This window comes from Serratia sp. JSRIV004 (genome assembly GCF_019968705.1).
Lineage (GTDB): Bacteria > Pseudomonadota > Gammaproteobacteria > Enterobacterales > Enterobacteriaceae > Chania > Chania fonticola_B.
In genome coordinates this window covers 4,967,080-4,983,974 of the sequence record NZ_CP074140.1, presented here as the reverse complement: position 1 = coordinate 4,983,974, position 16,895 = coordinate 4,967,080, and the positions used below count along the sequence as shown (strand labels likewise).

Genomic DNA, 16,895 nt, shown 5'->3' with positions numbered 1-16,895 from the left:
GGTTGATTTATCATTATCGATAGTACCCAGGACTCTCCAGAGAGTTCCGTAGCATATTCTATCTGTTATCGCTAGGTATTAACGCTTGTACAGGGGCGCTTTGGCCGCCGAAATCATTTATCGATTGCCATGTGACTTTCCCGCCAACTTTTACGCCCTTTGGTACGGAAAATTGCGCAGAGGCAAAAGGAGAGACGTAGCTCACATCAGGCACAGCAAACCCGTCAATAATAATTGACGATAAGTTAATATAGTAGGGTGAGGTATTTTTAAGCTGCAATTTTCCCTGTCGCCATTCCCAATTAAGCCCTTTAGCTAAGTTCCCTTGGTCTTGAGTTCCTAAGGCTTTGGGTCGATACAACAATTTAATACAATTATTGACAGAGATCTGAATATTGGAGCCTACGGCATTATTATTGCCTGTGCCACTATCGTCCTCCGCAACAGGTGGGATTGCTTTGACACATAACCAATATAAATGTTCTCGATCTGCTGCATGTGCCTTTCCTGTATAGACAATCCGCAGAGTATTATCCTGTTTGCCATCAAGTCGGAACAATGGCGGAGTGATGATAAATGGTGCCGACATCTGCTTGTCTTCTGTGACTACCGATGGTTGTATCAGGACTGGAAAATCATGCTCATTCTTTACAGTAATTGTTGTTCCACTACTCTGGGTTTCTTTATATATCACTCGGGAGCTATTTAGGGTGACAGGATAAGTCTGGCTTGCAGCACTTACTCCGTTGGACACGAAAAAAAGTGACAATAAAATAGTAGATAACAAACTGGGCTGTATAAACCGCATGTTAATACCTTCTCTCTGAGTTTAGTTATTCATAATGGATTGTCAACCAACCTCGCTTTGGTAGTAGGCCCCGAACAGAACTTTGTCCAATTTTTTTAGCCCTAAAAACATTAATTTAATTAATGCGTAACCTGAGGGGTAAGACTAAATTTTAGTATAAGATATCACTCATTGTTGTAACATTAAACATAAAAAAATGTGTAAAAATAAATAATAATGGCATTGGTTCATGGTTAGGAATTTGGAAAGGCGTTTTAAAAACTTCCTGACCATAAATTGCAGCGTGATACATGCCCGTTTAGCGTGGCATAACAAGATGTTATTGATAAAAATACCGGTTTTGATGTGTTTTAATCTAAAAACCATTTTTCAGGCGCACTTATCCAACACCGTGGTCTGAAGCCAGCGTTTTTTTGCCATCTTCTGCAGCCTGTCAGAGAGTATTTTGGTGGCGTGATCGCCCGCCACGGCGCCGGCAAAACGCAGTCGGCCCTTGCACAGGATGCACTGGTACGGGTCGGTACCCAGAAAGGCTTTCATCAGCACCGCGAACCCTGGCTTCTGTGGTTTCTCGCGCGGCGTCATCTCCAACGCGTCGTAAACCTTTGGCAACAGCGTGCCGCGTTTACGGTTGGCCAGAAAGCCGTAGTAACGCACCATTTTAAAGTGTCGGGACGGGATGTGGCTGACATAACGCCACAGCATCTCCTCCTGGCTCAGTTTCTGGCGTTTGTGCTGCTGCGTGTTGTGGTCGTAGTACTGGTGAACGACCGAGCCGCCACGGTAATGACGGAGCTGCGACGCCGCCACCGGCGGGCGTTTCAGATAGCGGCCCAGGTATTTCACGCTGCGCCAGGCACCGCGGGTCTTTTTGGCGAAGTGAACCTTCCAGTGGCGCTGATATTGCGCCTGCAGGTAGCGCTGCCACTGTTTCTCATCGCGGATATGGCCGAGACCTGGCAGCGCGGCGGGGCTAACGCGGTCATGGCTGGCGCGCAGCAAACGGATGACGGCGCCGCGCCAGATTTCTTCGACCTGCTGTTTTTTGAAGAACAGGTCACGCCAGACCCCGTGGTTGACATCGAGGCCGCCACGGGTAATTGAGACGTGGATATGCGGATGCTGATTGAGCTGGCGTCCGTAGGTGTGTAGCGCACAGAAGATGCCGACTTCGACGCCCAGCTTGCGCGCGTGTCTGAGCATGGCGCGGGTGGCGCAGCGAAAAAGGTCGTTGAGCAGCGGCCAGTTGTTATTGAAGAACGGCCACAGCAAGTGCGGCATGGTGAAGGTGATATGTTGCCAGTCGCAGTCGGGGAGAACATGTTGCTGCTCAGCAATCCACTGCTCGGTGCCTTTGAGGGCGCAACTGCTGCAGGCCTTGGACTTGCAGCTCTTGCAGCTCTTGCAGAAGAAGCGGGCATGGGTACAGTCGGATGAGGCGCAACAGTAACGACGAACGCCCATGAGGCAGGTACCGCAGGCGAGCATGCGCTCGACGGCGAGTTTGGTCCAGTCGCTGAGGGTGTCGCCATGTTTATCCAGGTACTTGCTCCAGCCGTGGTCATGCTGAACAGCAGCTTTGCGGGTCGCGGAATATACATTGTGCAGAGTATAGAGGGCAGACGTGCTCATTTTATGCGGGTATCAGCGCGGGGGGCGATCTGCCGACACTGACGTTGATGTGAGGCTAGGTCTTAAAAACGGTTGAGGCAGCAACGCTGCCGTGCTCGCACCGAAGGTGCGCTACGTTCACCCGCCATCTCCAGACAGCTTTTGTATCTTAAGTTAACGATGCCCGCAGGCGCCGGTATTCCATCGGGCTCTGTCGCATTAAAGCGACAGAGCCTTGCTATTAATTTAGTTGGTAATGCCTCTAATTAGTTGAATCTGATGTATAATGCGGGCTTTTGAGATTCTCTCATGGCCAGCGTTAAGGTTCATTGTCCCCATTGTCAGTTCACTCAGGTTTACCGCCATGGTCAGAACCCTAAAGGCTATGACAGATTTCGCTGTCGTGACTGCCACCGCGCGTTTCAGCTCACTTACATTTATGAAGCCAGTAAGCCGAGCGTTAAAGAGTAGATCACTGACATGGCCTTCAACGGTACCGGCGTTCACGATACCACTAGGACGTTGAAAATTGGCATTAACACCGTCATCCGGACTTTAAAAAACTCGCGCCAAAGCGAATAACGTCTTCGCCTGTTGCCCATGCCGATGTGGCGCTTATCTGCGAACTTGATGAGCAATGGAGCTTCGTTGGCAGTAAAGCCCGGCCGCACTGGCTCTGGTACGCGTACAACACCAAAACAGGCGGTGTACTGGCCTACACTTTCGGTCCTCGAACCGATGAAACCTGCCGGGAGCTACTGGCACTGCTTACACCATTCAACATCGGCATGATCACCAGCGACGACTGGGGCAGCTATGGCCTGGAGGTGCCGAAGGATAAGCATCTGACCGGCAAAATATTCACCCAACGCATTGAGCGTAATAACCTGACGCTCCGCACCCGCATTAAGCGATTGGCCCGTAAAACAATCTGCTTCTCACGCTCAGTTGAGATCCACGAAAAAGTGATCGGAGCGTTTATCGAAAAATACATGTTCTACTAATTGGATGCACTACCGAGTTTTACCCATTGTAGCCGCTGCTGAATTTCCCTGTTCATAGTGAGTCATTATAGTGAAATGATGTCTATGAATCACACATTTTAGATTAAAAACACAGCAAAACCGGAATTTTTACGTATAACCCTTCGCGATGCTGCACCATCAGGGGATACGGCGCGCTACCGTTCATGGTCAGTCGCTCTCAAAAGAAACGATCCAAACTCCTGACCATGAACCTCTTCGTTTACTTAGGCGCCTTCTCAAGCAGTGTAAGGTAGTGATCGATCAGGCCTACGTCATGTATCGGAGTATCATGCCCTGCAATGATCGAGTCGACTTTAAGCTCCCCCTGCTCGATAAGTCCTTTAAGTTTTTCCAAGGTTTTTGGGTACTCAGTTCTGTTGGCAAAACTCATATTACCCAGATTTTCTTTGAGAATGCAGTTCCCATACAAAACGCGCTCTGCTGGGAAGTACACAAAGATACCATCCTTAGTATGTGCTTCGCCTAAATACATGGCGCGGATGCTGCCATTTTGCAAGTTAAAGTCTCCAGGAAAAACAGTATCCGGCAGACTTTTCTCCAGATTTGGGTATTTATTATTACCTTGTCGAGTGAAGTTTACAATACTTCCCCACTGGCTTTTCTGCAGGTCGTAGGTCATCTGTGTGGCCACGATCTTTGCCCCAAGCGTTTTCCAATAAGCATTTCCACCAGCTCGATCAGTATGGTAATTGGTATTAATGACTTCGTTTATGGGGAGGGGGCTGACCTTCCGTATTTCTTTATAAAGAGTTTCAGCAGTCTCAGGAGTCCATGTCGCACCAATGATGGTTATACCATCGGTGCCGATGTAAACCATTGAGTTTTCCTGTACATACTCCTTATCTTCTACAATATAGAGCGGACCTTTGAAATGGGTAAGCGTTAAGTTTTTTTCAGAAGCCATACTTTCGCAAGCAATCAAGAGAAAAGTTACAGCCGTAAATAAATATTTAATATTCAAGATGATTTTCCTTTGTCATTACAGTGCTCCCATCATCAGCAGTGTTAACGATGGGGGATTAGATCTCTGCTTATTCTAGGCCTAGGCCAAACAGAGCAGCAATAAATTGTTAATTAATACTATCAATGAGGAGTCCACAGAGCTCGAAAAACGGTTACAAGAGAGCCCAAAAATCTGAAGTGACAAAACTTTTGAGAACTCCAATGTGAGCTTTAAAGGTGCCCTCATGGCTACATCTGAGAAGATAAAGAACTCTGGAGTTCTAGCCCCCCTAAAAAAGAGTTATCAAAGAAACTTTAGGTTTTAAATTTTCATAAACTGACATGATTTTACCTATACTTTCAAAACTGGATGTATTTCTTAGGAATATAGTTGAACGTATGCATCTTCCTATCCAGAGAAACATCTTGATTATAGTTTTTCGCTTAATAACGTCAATCAATAAAAAATTGACTGAGCCACAATTAAAACTTTCAGGAAGTCACATGGGGTGTTGGTGGGTTCATGGGTGGCGCGACCCCGGTAAGTGTCAATGAAGTTGTCACCCCAGGTTGATTTATGCAGCCTGTTTTTCCCGCTCTGGATTGAGGGTGATACTCCCTTGCCATTCCCAGTTCCGCGTCGACCCTGACCAACGTGTCGGGTTCGTTGCTATTGCTGCTTGATAGACCTTATCTCGTTGGGACAACAACACCTTGTCCTCACCCGTATGCCTCTGTAACGGTCGCGGTAGGACGAAGGTTACCCCTCGCCCCCCGCACAGATCCGGACGTGCGCTGCTAACGCATCCGGCTCTTACCTCGGGTGTTTGGCGTAAAAGCGTTGTAGAGGCCGGCGCGTGTCAAGGTAGTTGTCGCCTCAGTTAATTCATGCGGCCAACGTTTCACGTGCAAAATGGCGTTTGCTCAGCAAGTTCGAAGTAATGCTCCATCGGAGTTTTACCGTTGTGAGCGCTATGAGGACGTTCCCAGTTATAGTAATGCTGCCATTCTGCCAGTTGCTCCTTCTGGTCATCTACGGAGAGATCTACGGCGTAAAACTCAGCTTTGTCTGTCTTTTGGGAACGTTCAACTTTGCCATTAAGATGAGGCGAAGCTGGTTTATTTGGACGAAATTTGATGCCGTATTCTTTCAATTTTTCTTGCACCTTAACGGCAAAAAACTCTCTTCCCCGGTCGGTCTGAAAGCACTGTATCGGGAAAGGCATTTCTTCAATAACACATTCAATAAAATCCAGTGTGTTTGCAGCTGTGCGATGAGAGTAGAGCCTAAGGACTCTGTAGCGAGTGCAATCATCAACGGATGTGTACTGATATAAGCCGGGGCCAATTTTACAGGTATCCATCTGGACCCTGTCACCGGGAACAGGGCGTTCGTAGCGAATAAAATCAGCTTTACGCCGAAATTTAACAACAGGTGTAACCTGATTCTGGCAAAGAACTTTGTGAATCGTTGCCATTGCCAGTGAGATTGAATGAAGTCGTTTTAACTCGCTCTGAATCCGCCTTGCCCCCAGATTTCGCAGAGAACGTAACTCCAGGATCAGAGCAACTTCGCTTGCGCCAGTTTTCGTTGATGGTGAGCGCTTAGGGCGACAGCTATGGCTTTCCAGACCTGCGATGCCCTGAGCAAGATATCTGCGCCACCATTTACGCAATGTGGGCCGAGAAATGCCACAGCGACGGCATACGAACCCCGCATCACCGGACGTTTCATAGAGTTTTACCCACTGCAGTCGCTGTTGAATTTCCCTGTTCATAGTGAGGCATTATAGTGAAACTATGTCTATGAATCACACATGTTACTTATGGGAAGGCATGGCCCACTTGTTTGCATCTTCCCTAGCTGTGTCTCAATCCAGGCCGAGTTAGAGTCTGATAGTACTCCTCACGCAGACGAAATCATGACCAATCACTGCCCAAGCTTAGCAAAATCAAACGGACTCACTCCCTTCTCTCTGTTAGCATCCAGATAATCTGCCCACCATTGCAACATCAGTTTGCGTTCATCCAGATGTTCAGCTTTGTGGATGTAGGCTGCACGAACGCCGTTACGTTCCTGGTGACTCATTTGGCGCTCTACTGCATCCCTCGACCATAAGCCAGACTCAATCAGTGAACTACACGCCATGGTTCTGAAGCCGTGACCGCAAACATCCACTTTCGTATCGTACCCCATAAGTCGTAGTGCATTATTCACGGTATTTTCACTCATGGGCTTCCAGGGATTGTGATCGCCAGTAAAGATCAACTCGTATCCCCTGCTGATATCGTGTATCTGACGCAGAAGCTCCAGCGCCTGTTTTGACAATGGCACAAGGTGCTCGGTACCCATTTTTGAGCCACGGTGCGAAAATTTGACACCTGCAATCGGTTTGCGCTCTGGTGGGATTGTCCACATAGATTTTTCAAAGTCGATCTCTGACCAGCGAGCAAAACGCAATTCGCTGGAGCGTATAAAGATCAGAAGAGTGAGCGTTGTTGCCAGCCGTGTCAGAGGCTGTCCTTTGTACGCATCCAGACGAGCCAATAACTCAGGTGTACGGTTAAGTGCCAGGGCAGGGCGGTGCTGACGTTTAACCGTGGTCAGTGCGCCAGCCATATCTACTGCAGGGTTGTAATCAATTATCCCGGATTGTGCTGCATATCGCATAACGGCAGAAATACGTTGTTGCAATCGGGCGGCGATTTCGTAGATCTCTTTCGCTTCAGCGGCTTTGACCGGGATCAGCAGGTCTGGCGTTTTAAGCGTGGTAATATCCCGTGATCCAATATAGGGGAACACATGGGACTCGAAACTCTTCAGAATTTTAGCGCTGTGCGACTCAGACCATTTTTTGTTGCTCTTGTGCCATTGTAGCGTCACCGCTTCGAAGGTTGATGCAGTATCAGGTACTGATTTCTTAACCCGCTTTTGTTCGCAGGGATCAATGCCATCCGCTATCAATTTTTTGGCCACATCACGTCTATCTCGTGCCTCAGATAATGACACGTTAGGGTAGACGCCAAGTGCCAGCGTTTTTTCTTTAGCCAGAAATCGATAACGTAGCCGCCAGTATCTGGAGCCGTTGGGGTGAACGAGCAAAAACATATTACCGCTGTCAGCAAGCTTATAGGGCTTATCTTGCGGTTTAGCTGCGCGGATTTTTGCGTCAGTGAGTGCCATAGACAGGTCTCCTGATGGAGGGGGAAGGGTATAAACATTATCGAATCAGACTATACCCTCGATTGTACCCGCACAAGGGACTTGATACCGGGTAAGTTAGGTGGAGTCTGGTTGAATGAAAGTATGAAGGAAGTACTGATTCTGGCGGGGTATATAAACAAAAACGGACCTCCGTGGAGGTCCGTTGATATGAATTTGGTGCCCGGACTCGGAATCGAACCAAGGACACGGGGATTTTCAATCCCCTGCTCTACCGACTGAGCTATCCGGGCAACGGGGCGCATTAAACCGTATTTGGCCCTGTGTCGTCAATGGGTTTCTGTCACAAAGCCGAGCGATTGCTCTAATTTCAAGCAAGGGCAGGGTTACCTTCCTGCGCCAGCATTCTCCCTTCTCCCCCCAAGCGCCGAAGCCAGCGATCAAAAAACTCCCCCCAGCAATGTTCATCTCTGTCTATTCCATAACCGATTCAATGTTAGTGATAAGTACAACATGTTACATATATGTATTTTAAGGCTATTGTGATTTTCAAATGTGATCTGTGTAACTTTAATAACATATTGTCTGTGTTATGTTTCGATAATAACATCATCAGTTCCCGGCATGTGCCAGGGTACAAGGCTGGTCAACAGAACGTAAAGGTTCGCAGATAATTTTGGGGAAAAGATGAAATATATCATAGGGATAGTGTGTGTCGTTACTATCTGTATTTTGGCACTTTTAGTGAGCAACGATCGCAAAAACATCCGCTATCGTCCGATTTTCGTCATGCTGGCCTGCCAGTTTTTGATGACCGCACTGCTGCTGAAGACCGACGTAGGTAATAAAGTGATTGGCGTGATTGCCGAGGTATTTGGCAATTTACTCTCCTACGCCAACGAAGGGGTGAACTTCGTCTTTGGTGGTTTGGTGAACCATGGCGAGATCTCTTTCTTTCTGTCCGTTTTGCTGCCTATCGTGTTTATCTCCGCGCTGATCGGCATCCTGCAACACTGGCGCATTCTGGGCTTTATCATCAAGTACATCGGCCTGGCGCTGAGCAAGGTCAACGGCATGGGACGCTTGGAGTCCTATAACGCGGTGGCTTCGGCGATCCTCGGCCAGTCTGAAGTGTTCATCTCGGTAAAAAAACAGCTCGGCCTGCTGCCGGAGCACCGCCTGTATACGCTGTGTACCTCGGCCATGTCGACGGTATCAATGGCGATTGTGGGCGCTTACATGGTGATGCTTGATCCGCGCTACGTGGTGACTGCCTTGGTGCTGAACCTGTTTGGTGGCTTTATCATGGCGTCGCTGATCAACCCTTATCAGGTCAAGCCTGAGGAAGACATTCTGGATGTCATTGAAGGGGAGAAGCAGAGTTTCTTCGAAGTCTTGAGTGAATACATCCTCGATGGTTTCAAGGTGGCGATTATCGTTGGCGCGATGCTGATCGGCTTTATTGCGCTGATCACCATGGCTAACGCGTTATTCACCGCTGCATTTGGCATTTCCTTCCAAGGCGTATTGGGTTACGTGTTCTCTCCACTGGCTTTCCTGGTGGGCGTACCGTGGCACGAAGCGGTGCAGGCCGGTGGCCTGATGGCAACCAAGATCGTCAGCAACGAATTTGTTGCCATGCTCAACCTGTCGCAGGGTGACTATAACTTCTCTGAACGTACCATGGCGATTATCTCGGTGTTCCTGGTGTCGTTCGCCAACTTCTCCTCTATCGGCATTATCGTCGGTGCCATCAAGGCGTTGGATTCCAAGCAAGGTAACGCCGCAGCCCGCTTTGGCCTGAAGCTGCTTTACGGCTCCACGCTGGTCAGCTTCCTGAACGCCGCCGTCGTAGGTTTCTTCTTTTAATTAGCTCAAGGCCACATCGAGAGGTTGTGGTCTGCTACCGCTATAACAATAAGGAATATGTGATGAAAATGACTTCTCCCCTCAAGCTATCGTTATTGGCCCTGTTGGTTGCAGGCGCTGCGCATGCCGCAACGGTGGATCTCCGTATCATGGAAACCACCGACGTTCACGGCAACATGATGGATTATGACTATTACAAAGATAAAGCCACCGCTCAGTACGGCTTGGTGAGAGCGGCCACGTTGATTGATGCTGCCCGTGCGGAAGCGACCAACAGCGTGCTGGTCGATAACGGCGATATCATCCAGGGCAGCCCGATGGCGGACTATGCTGCAGCCAACCTGAAAAAGGGCGATGTACATCCGGTTTATCAGGCGATGAACACTCTGGATTATGCGGTCGGCAGCTTGGGCAACCACGAGTTCAACTACGGGCTGGATTACCTGAAAATGGCGATTAGCGGGGCCAAATTCCCGTACATCAACGCCAACGTCTATGACGCCAAGACCAACAAGCCTTATTTCAAACAGTACCTGATCGTAGAAACGCCGGTAAAAGATACCGAGGGTAAAGAGCATAAGCTGCGCATCGGTTATATCGGCTTTGTACCACCACAGGTAGTGCTGTGGGACAAGGACAAGCTGTCGGGTAAGGTGATTGCCAAAGATATTACCGAAACCGCCAAGGAGCTGGTGCCACAGATGCGTAAGGAAGGGGCGGATATCGTGATTGCTATCGCCCACTCTGGCATCTCTGCCGATCCTTACAAGGCGCTGGCAGAAAATTCGGTCTACTACCTCACGCAGGTTCCAGGCATCGATGCCATTACCTTTGGCCACTCTCACGGTATTTTCCCAAGCAAGGATTTCGCCGCTATTCCTGGGGTAGATCTTGAAAAGGGGACGGTCAACGGCGTACCTGCCGTGATGCCGGGCCACTGGGCGGATAACCTGGGGGTGATCGATCTGGTGCTGGAAGGGGAAACCAATAAGTGGAAGGTGGTCTCCAGCCGTGCAGAGGCTCGCCCAATCTTTGATAAGAAGAATGACAAATCGCTGGTGGATGCCAAGGCCTCGTTGGTGAAAACGCTTGAGCAGGCACATAACGACACCCGTGAGTTCGTTAACAAGCCGATTGGCACCATTGCCGAAGATACCAATACCTATCTGTCGTTAGTGCAGGACTCCTCGGCCATCCAGATCATCCGTGCGGCGCAGAAAGCCTACGTTGAGCACTTTATTCAGGGCGATCCAGATCTGGCTGATATCCCGGTACTGTCTGCTGCGGCACCGTTCAAGGCGGGTGGCAGGAAGAACGACCCGGCGGCCTTCGTTGATATGCGTAAAGGGCCTCTGAGTTTCCGTAACGCGGCCGATCTTTACCAGTATTCCAACACGCTGGCGGCAGTGAAAGTGAAAGGCAGCGATCTGAAAGAGTGGCTGGAGTGCTCTGCGGGCATGTACAACCAGATCGACGTGAAAAGCGATAAGCCACAGTCACTGCTTAACTGGAACGGCTTCCGGGCCTACAACTTCGATATGTTTGACGATCTGAGCTATCAGATCGACGTGACCCAGCCTGCGCGTTATGACGTGGATTGCAACGTGATCAATCCTCAGGCCCAGCGTATCAAGTCGCTGACCTATAAAGGTAAGCCGGTGGTGGCAGATGCGCCATTCCTGGTTGCCGTGAACAATTACCGGGCATTTACCGGCAAGTTCGCCGGTACGGGTGAAAAAAATATCGTTATCTCCTCGCCAGATGAAGTGCGCACTATCGTGGCTAATTACATCTCCGAGCAGACCAAACAGCATGGCGCATATAAGCCAGAGGTAAAAAACAACTGGCGGATCGCGCAAATTACTGCGGATAAGCCGTTGGATATCCGCATCGAGACTTCACCAAGCCAGAATGCGGCTGATTACATTAAACAGTCCGCACAGCATCCAATGACGCTGGTAGGAAAAGACGATATCGGCTTTGCCGTTTACAAGATCGATTTACAGAAATAAAGATCCGGGGAATGACAATGAGAATGGTTGATATCATCGCCAAAAAGCGCGATGGAAAAGAGCTGACTACGCAAGAGATTGAGTTTTTTGTTAACGGCTACACCCGGGGAGATATTCCTGATTACCAGGCCAGTGCGCTGGCTATGGCGATCTTCTTCCAGGATATGAACGACCGTGAGCGTGCCGATCTGACCATGTCGATGGTGAACTCCGGTGACGTGATCGATCTTTCGGCGATCGAAGGCGTCAAGGTAGACAAACACTCCACCGGCGGCGTGGGTGATACCACTACGTTGGTGCTGGCACCGTTGGTAGCGGCGCTGGATATCCCGGTGGCGAAGATGTCGGGCCGTGGCCTGGGGCACACCGGTGGCACTATCGATAAGCTGGAAGCGGTGGCCGGTTTCCACGTGGAAATCTCCAGCCAACAGTTTATCGAGCTGGTGAACCGCGACAAGGTGGCGGTGATTGGCCAGACCGGTAACCTGACCCCTGCGGATAAGAAGCTGTATGCGCTGCGTGATGTGACCGGTACGGTGAACTCTATTCCGCTGATTGCCGGTTCGATCATGAGCAAAAAGATCGCTGCGGGTGCAGACGCCATCGTACTGGACGTGAAAACCGGTGCCGGTGCATTTATGAAAACCACCGAAGATGCCGTTGAGCTGGCCACGGCGATGGTGCGCATTGGTAATCACGTGGGCCGTAATACCATGGCGGTGATCTCCGATATGTCGCAGCCCTTGGGCTACGCCATCGGTAATGCGTTGGAAGTGAAGGAAGCCATCGATACGCTGCGTGGTGAAGGACCGGAAGATCTGACCGAGTTGGTCATGCAGTTGGGTAGCCAAATGGTAGTGCTGGCGAAAAAGGCCGACACGTTACCGGCTGCGCGCGCCATGCTGCAAGAGGTGATCGATAACGGCAAGGCGCTGGCCAAGTTCCGTGACTTCCTGGCCAACCAGGGCGGCGATGCTTCAATGGTGGATCATCCAGAGAAGCTGCCGCAGGCTAAATACCTGATTGAGGTACCGGCCAAGCAGGCGGGTGTGGTCGCCAACATTGTGGCCGACGAAATCGGTGTGGCAGCCATGTTGCTCGGTGCCGGTCGTGCCACCAAGGAAGATGACATCGATCTGGCCGTGGGCCTGATGATGCATAAAAAAGTCGGCGATCGGGTCGCCATCGGTGACTCACTGGTGACGATCCATGCCAACCGCCCGGATGTGGAGAACGTCATGGCGAAAATCTATGACAGCATCACCCTTGCCGATAAGGCGCAAGCGCCAAAACTGATCCATACCATTATTACAGAATAATACTATTAGCCGTGTGTCATCCTGGTTGCAGGGTGACACATTTTTTTTCATTATCTAGAAATAATTTGATCGAATTAAAATAATTCTGGGTGAGCAAATAGAAAACGGAATTTTTCTATGTATCAAAGTAATAAATTTAAAATAAAAAAACCACTGGCACTGTTTGCACTGATGTTCTCTTTACCCCTCTGCGCAGAGGAAATCAAGGTTAGCGATCGTCTCTTCTCACGTTTTATTAATGATAGCCACGCAGACCTTTCTTTCCGTAACGTGTTTAAAAACTTAAGCTCCGAGGATTATGGGGAGCGCTCCATTCAAACGGCCTGGGGGCAGGGGATCACTCTTGATTATCAGTCCGGTTATTTTGCGGATATGTTGGGAGTAGACGCTTCTTATTATGGCGTGATTAAACTGGCCGCCAGCGATGATTTCTGGGGCCGTAGCGTGTTGTATAACGACAATGGTCAGGCCAAAGGTTTCAACAAGATTGGGCAGCTCTATCTGAAAGGGCGTTTGGGTGATGATGATACCTATCTTCACCTTTATTCCGGTTGGCAGCAGATTAAAAAATGGGGCGCACTCAATAACTCCACACGTGCCATTCCAAGTACCTATCTGGGCTTGCGTGGCGAAGCGGCAACCGGGCCAGTGCGGGTACGCGGTGCCTACGTAACTCGCTATAGCGACAGGGACTCTCCGGATAAGATCCATTTCCTCACTGCGGATAAAAAGGAGATCAGCAGCATTGCGACCGGTGAATTGAGCTATAGCGATCACGGCTATAGTGCGCTCTATTTCCTGGGGGAAAGCCATAACTATATGCAACGCCACGGGGTAGAACTGGGTTGGCAACCGGCGTCCTGGGCGGAAAATCGCCTCAAGTTTGCCAGCCAGGTGTATTACAACCATGGTTTGCAAGACTGGACTCGCATGTCCACCCGTCACAAGACGTTCGATGATGATGCCTACCATTATGCGATGTACGCCGAATGGCGCGCCGAACGTTGGAAGCATAAGGTTGGGGCTTCATACACCCGGGCCTCACTCGACAATGGCAACGGGCTAGGGCGCTTTGAGTGGCATCTGGCCAAACACAGCCGCGGTACCTTTAACTCAATGGCCGACAGTTGGGGTAATGACTATGTGGGCGATAAGGAAAAGATGCTGGCCTGGACCTTCGGCTATGCCGTTACGCCAGAGGTTGAGCTGGGGATGGTCACCAACTATGGCTGGGGGATGAAGTACCGTGGCCATAGCATCGAGCGTGGTGAAACCCTGGTTTACTCCCGCTGGACGCCGTCACAGCCGGCATTGAAAAATCTGGCAGTGCAGCTGTCCGGTGGCCCATCCTGGAACTACCAGAGCCAGAGCAACCAGCCGAAGCTGACCTCGGATGGCAAGCCGATGCGCGCTCAGAACCACTCTATCGAACTGCAGGTGGATTACAAGTTCAACCTGTTCTAGTTTAAGCCTGCCTGGCCGTGTGGTTTTCCACACGGCATCAATAAATAATTATGCATTAATAGTAACTATTAACCGGCTTGAACCCTCGAAAAAAACGTGTAATCATTGCGCGAATTTCCCACTTCATCACAGAGGAGTACAGGCATGACGGCTTTAACCACCTCGGCGCAGCTGCGCTCCAGAAGTCTGATGACGCCCTCACTCCGTGTTTCCTTAACGCCATTTATGCGAACACCGCTGCCCCTTATGCGGTAAAGCTAGCCAATGCTCGCTGTTAGGCATGATTAAAAATAGAGCTGCGGCTCTGATTTTACTGATGTCTATCGGACGCTGCCGATCCCAGTCCCCGATAGTTGTCTGATGCCTACCCGCATCGGCCGGTCATGGTTGCGCCTTGGCTCATCACTTTGCCGGGATAACCAGGGTTATCTCATTATGTGCCCAGTGGCACACCCTCATCCTTAACCGTTTGAGACTCAGCATGATGAAAGAATTGAAGATAGCAACCAGCGCCAGCCTGGTAGCCAGCATTGAAACCCTGCGCGAAATTGTGCGTGTGGGGCAGACTGACTATACCGATGTGGCGGCGGCCGTGGTCTCTGTTAGCGATGTGGATGCCGGTATTCTGGCAACGCTTAAAGCGACCGGCTTTGAGATCCCGACGTTTGTTGCCGTTGAGGGGGATGAACAGCTTTCCCCGGATCACCTGCCGTTGATTACTGGGGTATTTGCCTTGGCTGCCGCGACCAAAGCGTTTTACATGGCGCAGTTGGAGGCCGCCGCCGATGCCTACGAGCAGGCGCTGTTACCGCCGTTCTTCAAAACGCTGAAAACCTACGTGGAGATGGATAACTCAACCTTTGCCTGCCCGGGCCATCAGGGCGGCGAGTTTTTCCGCAAGCACCCGGCAGGGCGCAAGTTTTTCGAGTTTTACGGTGAAACCATTTTCCGTTCGGACATGTGCAACGCCGATGTGAAGCTGGGCGATTTGCTGATCCACGAAGGCTCGGCCAAGGATGCGCAAAAACACGCGGCGAAAGTGTTCAACGCCGATAAAACCTACTTCGTGCTGAACGGCACTTCGGCCTCCAATAAAGTGGTGACCAACGCGCTGCTGACGCGTGGCGATCTGGTGCTGTTCGATCGCAATAACCATAAATCCAATCACCACGGCGCGTTGATCCAGGCCGGAGCGACTCCGGTGTATCTGGAAACCGCGCGTAACCCGTTTGGTTTTATCGGAGGCATCGATTCTAAATGCTTTGATGAGGCTTACCTGCGCGAGCAGATCCGCCATGTTGCCCCGGAAAAAGCCGCTGCGGCACGGCCTTTCCGCCTGGCGATCATTCAGCTCGGCACCTATGACGGCACCATTTACAACGCCCGTCAGGTGATCGATACCATCGGCCATCTGTGCGATTACATCCTGTTTGATTCGGCCTGGGTGGGGTATGAAGGTTTTATCCCGATGCTGAAAGAGTGCTCGCCGCTGCTGTTGGAACTGGATGAGCACGATCCGGGTATTTTCGTCACGCAATCGGTGCATAAGCAGCAGGCCGGGTTCTCGCAGACTTCGCAGATCCATAAGAAAGACGATCACATCAAAGGCCAGAAACGCCACTGCAACCATAAGCATCTCAACAATGCGTTTATGCTGCATGCTTCAACCAGCCCGTTTTATCCGCTGTTTGCCGCGCTGGACGTCAACGCCAAGATGCATGCCGGTGCCGCTGGCCGCCGCATGTGGATGGAGTGCGTCAAGCTGGGGATCGACACGCGTAAACAACTGCTGGCACGCTGTTCGCAGCTGCGGCCCTTTATTCCGCCGCAGGTGGCAGGCAAGGACTGGCAGGACTACGATACCGACCTGATCGCCAACGATGCACGCTTCTTCAACTTTGTACCGGGCGAGCAATGGCACGGTTTTGCAGGCTATGCTCAGGGGCAGTATCTGGTCGATCCCTGCAAGTTGCTGCTGACCACGCCGGGGATTGATGCGGCCACCGGTCAATACACCGAGTTCGGTATCCCGGCGACCATTCTGGCCAACTTCCTGCGTGAGAACGGCATCGTGCCAGAGAAGTGCGATCTCAACTCGATCCTGTTCCTGCTCACCCCGGCGGAGAACCCGGCGAAAATGGAGCATCTGGTGGATATGCTGGTGCAGTTCGAGCGTTACGTCGAGGCAGATGCGCCACTGAGTGAGGTCTTGCCGACGGTCTATCGCAAGAATCAGCAGCGTTATGCAGGCTACACCATTCGTCAGCTGTGCCAGGAGATGCACGATCTGTACGTCAGCTTCGACGTGAAGCAGTTACAAAAAGAGATGTTCCGTCAGGATCATTTCCCGCCGGTGATGATGAATCCGCAGGATGCCAACGTCGAGTTTATCCGCGACAACGTTGAGCTGGTGCCGATCGCTCAGGCTGCCGGGCGCATCGCGGCAGAGGGGGCCTTACCTTATCCACCGGGCGTGCTGTGCGTGGTGCCAGGCGAAGTGTGGGGCGGCGCGGTACAGCGTTACTTCCTGGCGCTGGAGGAGGGCATCAACCGCTTGCCAGGCTTCTCACCGGAGCTGCAGGGCGTGTATATCGAGAAGAAAGATCACGGCTGGAAACGGATTTTTGGCTATATGATCAAGCCGTAAAACCTCATCGTACT

8 protein-coding genes, 1 tRNA gene and 3 pseudogenes are annotated in these 16,895 nt (G+C 50.8%); 6 read left to right on the top strand and 6 right to left on the bottom strand.

Going from position 1 to position 16,895, the window contains the following annotated elements; genetic code table 11:
- Positions 1–58: 58 nt before the first annotated feature.
- On the bottom strand, positions 59–808 hold the full coding sequence (locus KGP21_RS23675; RefSeq protein WP_024531408.1) for a molecular chaperone: 750 nt from the start codon (positions 806–808) through the stop codon (positions 59–61).
- 369 nt (positions 809–1,177) lie between these two features.
- Positions 1,178–2,409, bottom strand: a pseudogene (locus KGP21_RS23670) (IS91 family transposase).
- 319 nt (positions 2,410–2,728) lie between these two features.
- Here KGP21_RS23670 and KGP21_RS23665 point away from each other — a divergent pair.
- A pseudogene (locus KGP21_RS23665) lies at positions 2,729–3,423 on the top strand (IS1 family transposase).
- A 241-nt stretch (positions 3,424–3,664) separates the two neighbouring features.
- Here KGP21_RS23665 and KGP21_RS23660 read toward each other — a convergent pair.
- The 4 genes and pseudogenes from KGP21_RS23660 to KGP21_RS23640 form a co-directional block, all read right to left on the bottom strand.
- Positions 3,665–4,426, bottom strand: coding sequence for a subclass B2 metallo-beta-lactamase SFH-1 (locus KGP21_RS23660; RefSeq protein WP_071766619.1), 762 nt, complete (start codon positions 4,424–4,426; stop codon positions 3,665–3,667).
- 892 nt (positions 4,427–5,318) lie between these two features.
- A pseudogene (locus tag KGP21_RS23650) lies at positions 5,319–6,185 on the bottom strand (IS481 family transposase); the annotation flags it as partial.
- 152 nt (positions 6,186–6,337) lie between these two features.
- Positions 6,338–7,591, bottom strand: coding sequence for an integrase arm-type DNA-binding domain-containing protein (locus KGP21_RS23645; protein WP_024531366.1), 1,254 nt, complete (start codon positions 7,589–7,591; stop codon positions 6,338–6,340).
- A 196-nt stretch (positions 7,592–7,787) separates the two neighbouring features.
- Positions 7,788–7,863: transfer RNA gene (locus tag KGP21_RS23640), tRNA-Phe, on the bottom strand.
- Between the two features lie 394 nt (positions 7,864–8,257).
- Between KGP21_RS23640 and KGP21_RS23635 the strand changes: the two genes are divergently transcribed.
- The 5 genes from KGP21_RS23635 (at position 8,258) to speF (ending at position 16,881) form a co-directional block, all read left to right on the top strand.
- The gene (locus KGP21_RS23635; protein ID WP_223500344.1) at positions 8,258–9,439 is read left to right on the top strand and encodes a NupC/NupG family nucleoside CNT transporter; all 1,182 of its coding nucleotides are present in this window, start codon (positions 8,258–8,260) and stop codon (positions 9,437–9,439) included.
- A 68-nt stretch (positions 9,440–9,507) separates the two neighbouring features.
- Complete coding sequence (locus tag KGP21_RS23630; RefSeq protein WP_371822719.1) at positions 9,508–11,451, top strand: bifunctional 2',3'-cyclic-nucleotide 2'-phosphodiesterase/3'-nucleotidase; 1,944 nt, start codon at positions 9,508–9,510, stop codon at positions 11,449–11,451.
- A gap of 17 nt (positions 11,452–11,468) precedes the next feature.
- Complete coding sequence (locus KGP21_RS23625; RefSeq protein ID WP_037375733.1) at positions 11,469–12,770, top strand: pyrimidine-nucleoside phosphorylase; 1,302 nt, start codon at positions 11,469–11,471, stop codon at positions 12,768–12,770.
- A 117-nt stretch (positions 12,771–12,887) separates the two neighbouring features.
- Positions 12,888–14,234 carry an OprD family outer membrane porin gene (locus tag KGP21_RS23620; protein ID WP_223500338.1) on the top strand — a complete coding sequence of 449 codons (1,347 nt, stop codon included), beginning with the start codon at positions 12,888–12,890 and terminating at the stop codon, positions 14,232–14,234.
- Positions 14,235–14,718: 484 nt separating this feature from the next.
- Positions 14,719–16,881, top strand: a complete 2,163-nt coding sequence (speF, locus tag KGP21_RS23615) for an ornithine decarboxylase SpeF (RefSeq protein ID WP_059202092.1) — start codon at positions 14,719–14,721, stop codon at positions 16,879–16,881.
- The last annotated feature ends 14 nt before the right edge of the window (positions 16,882–16,895 follow it).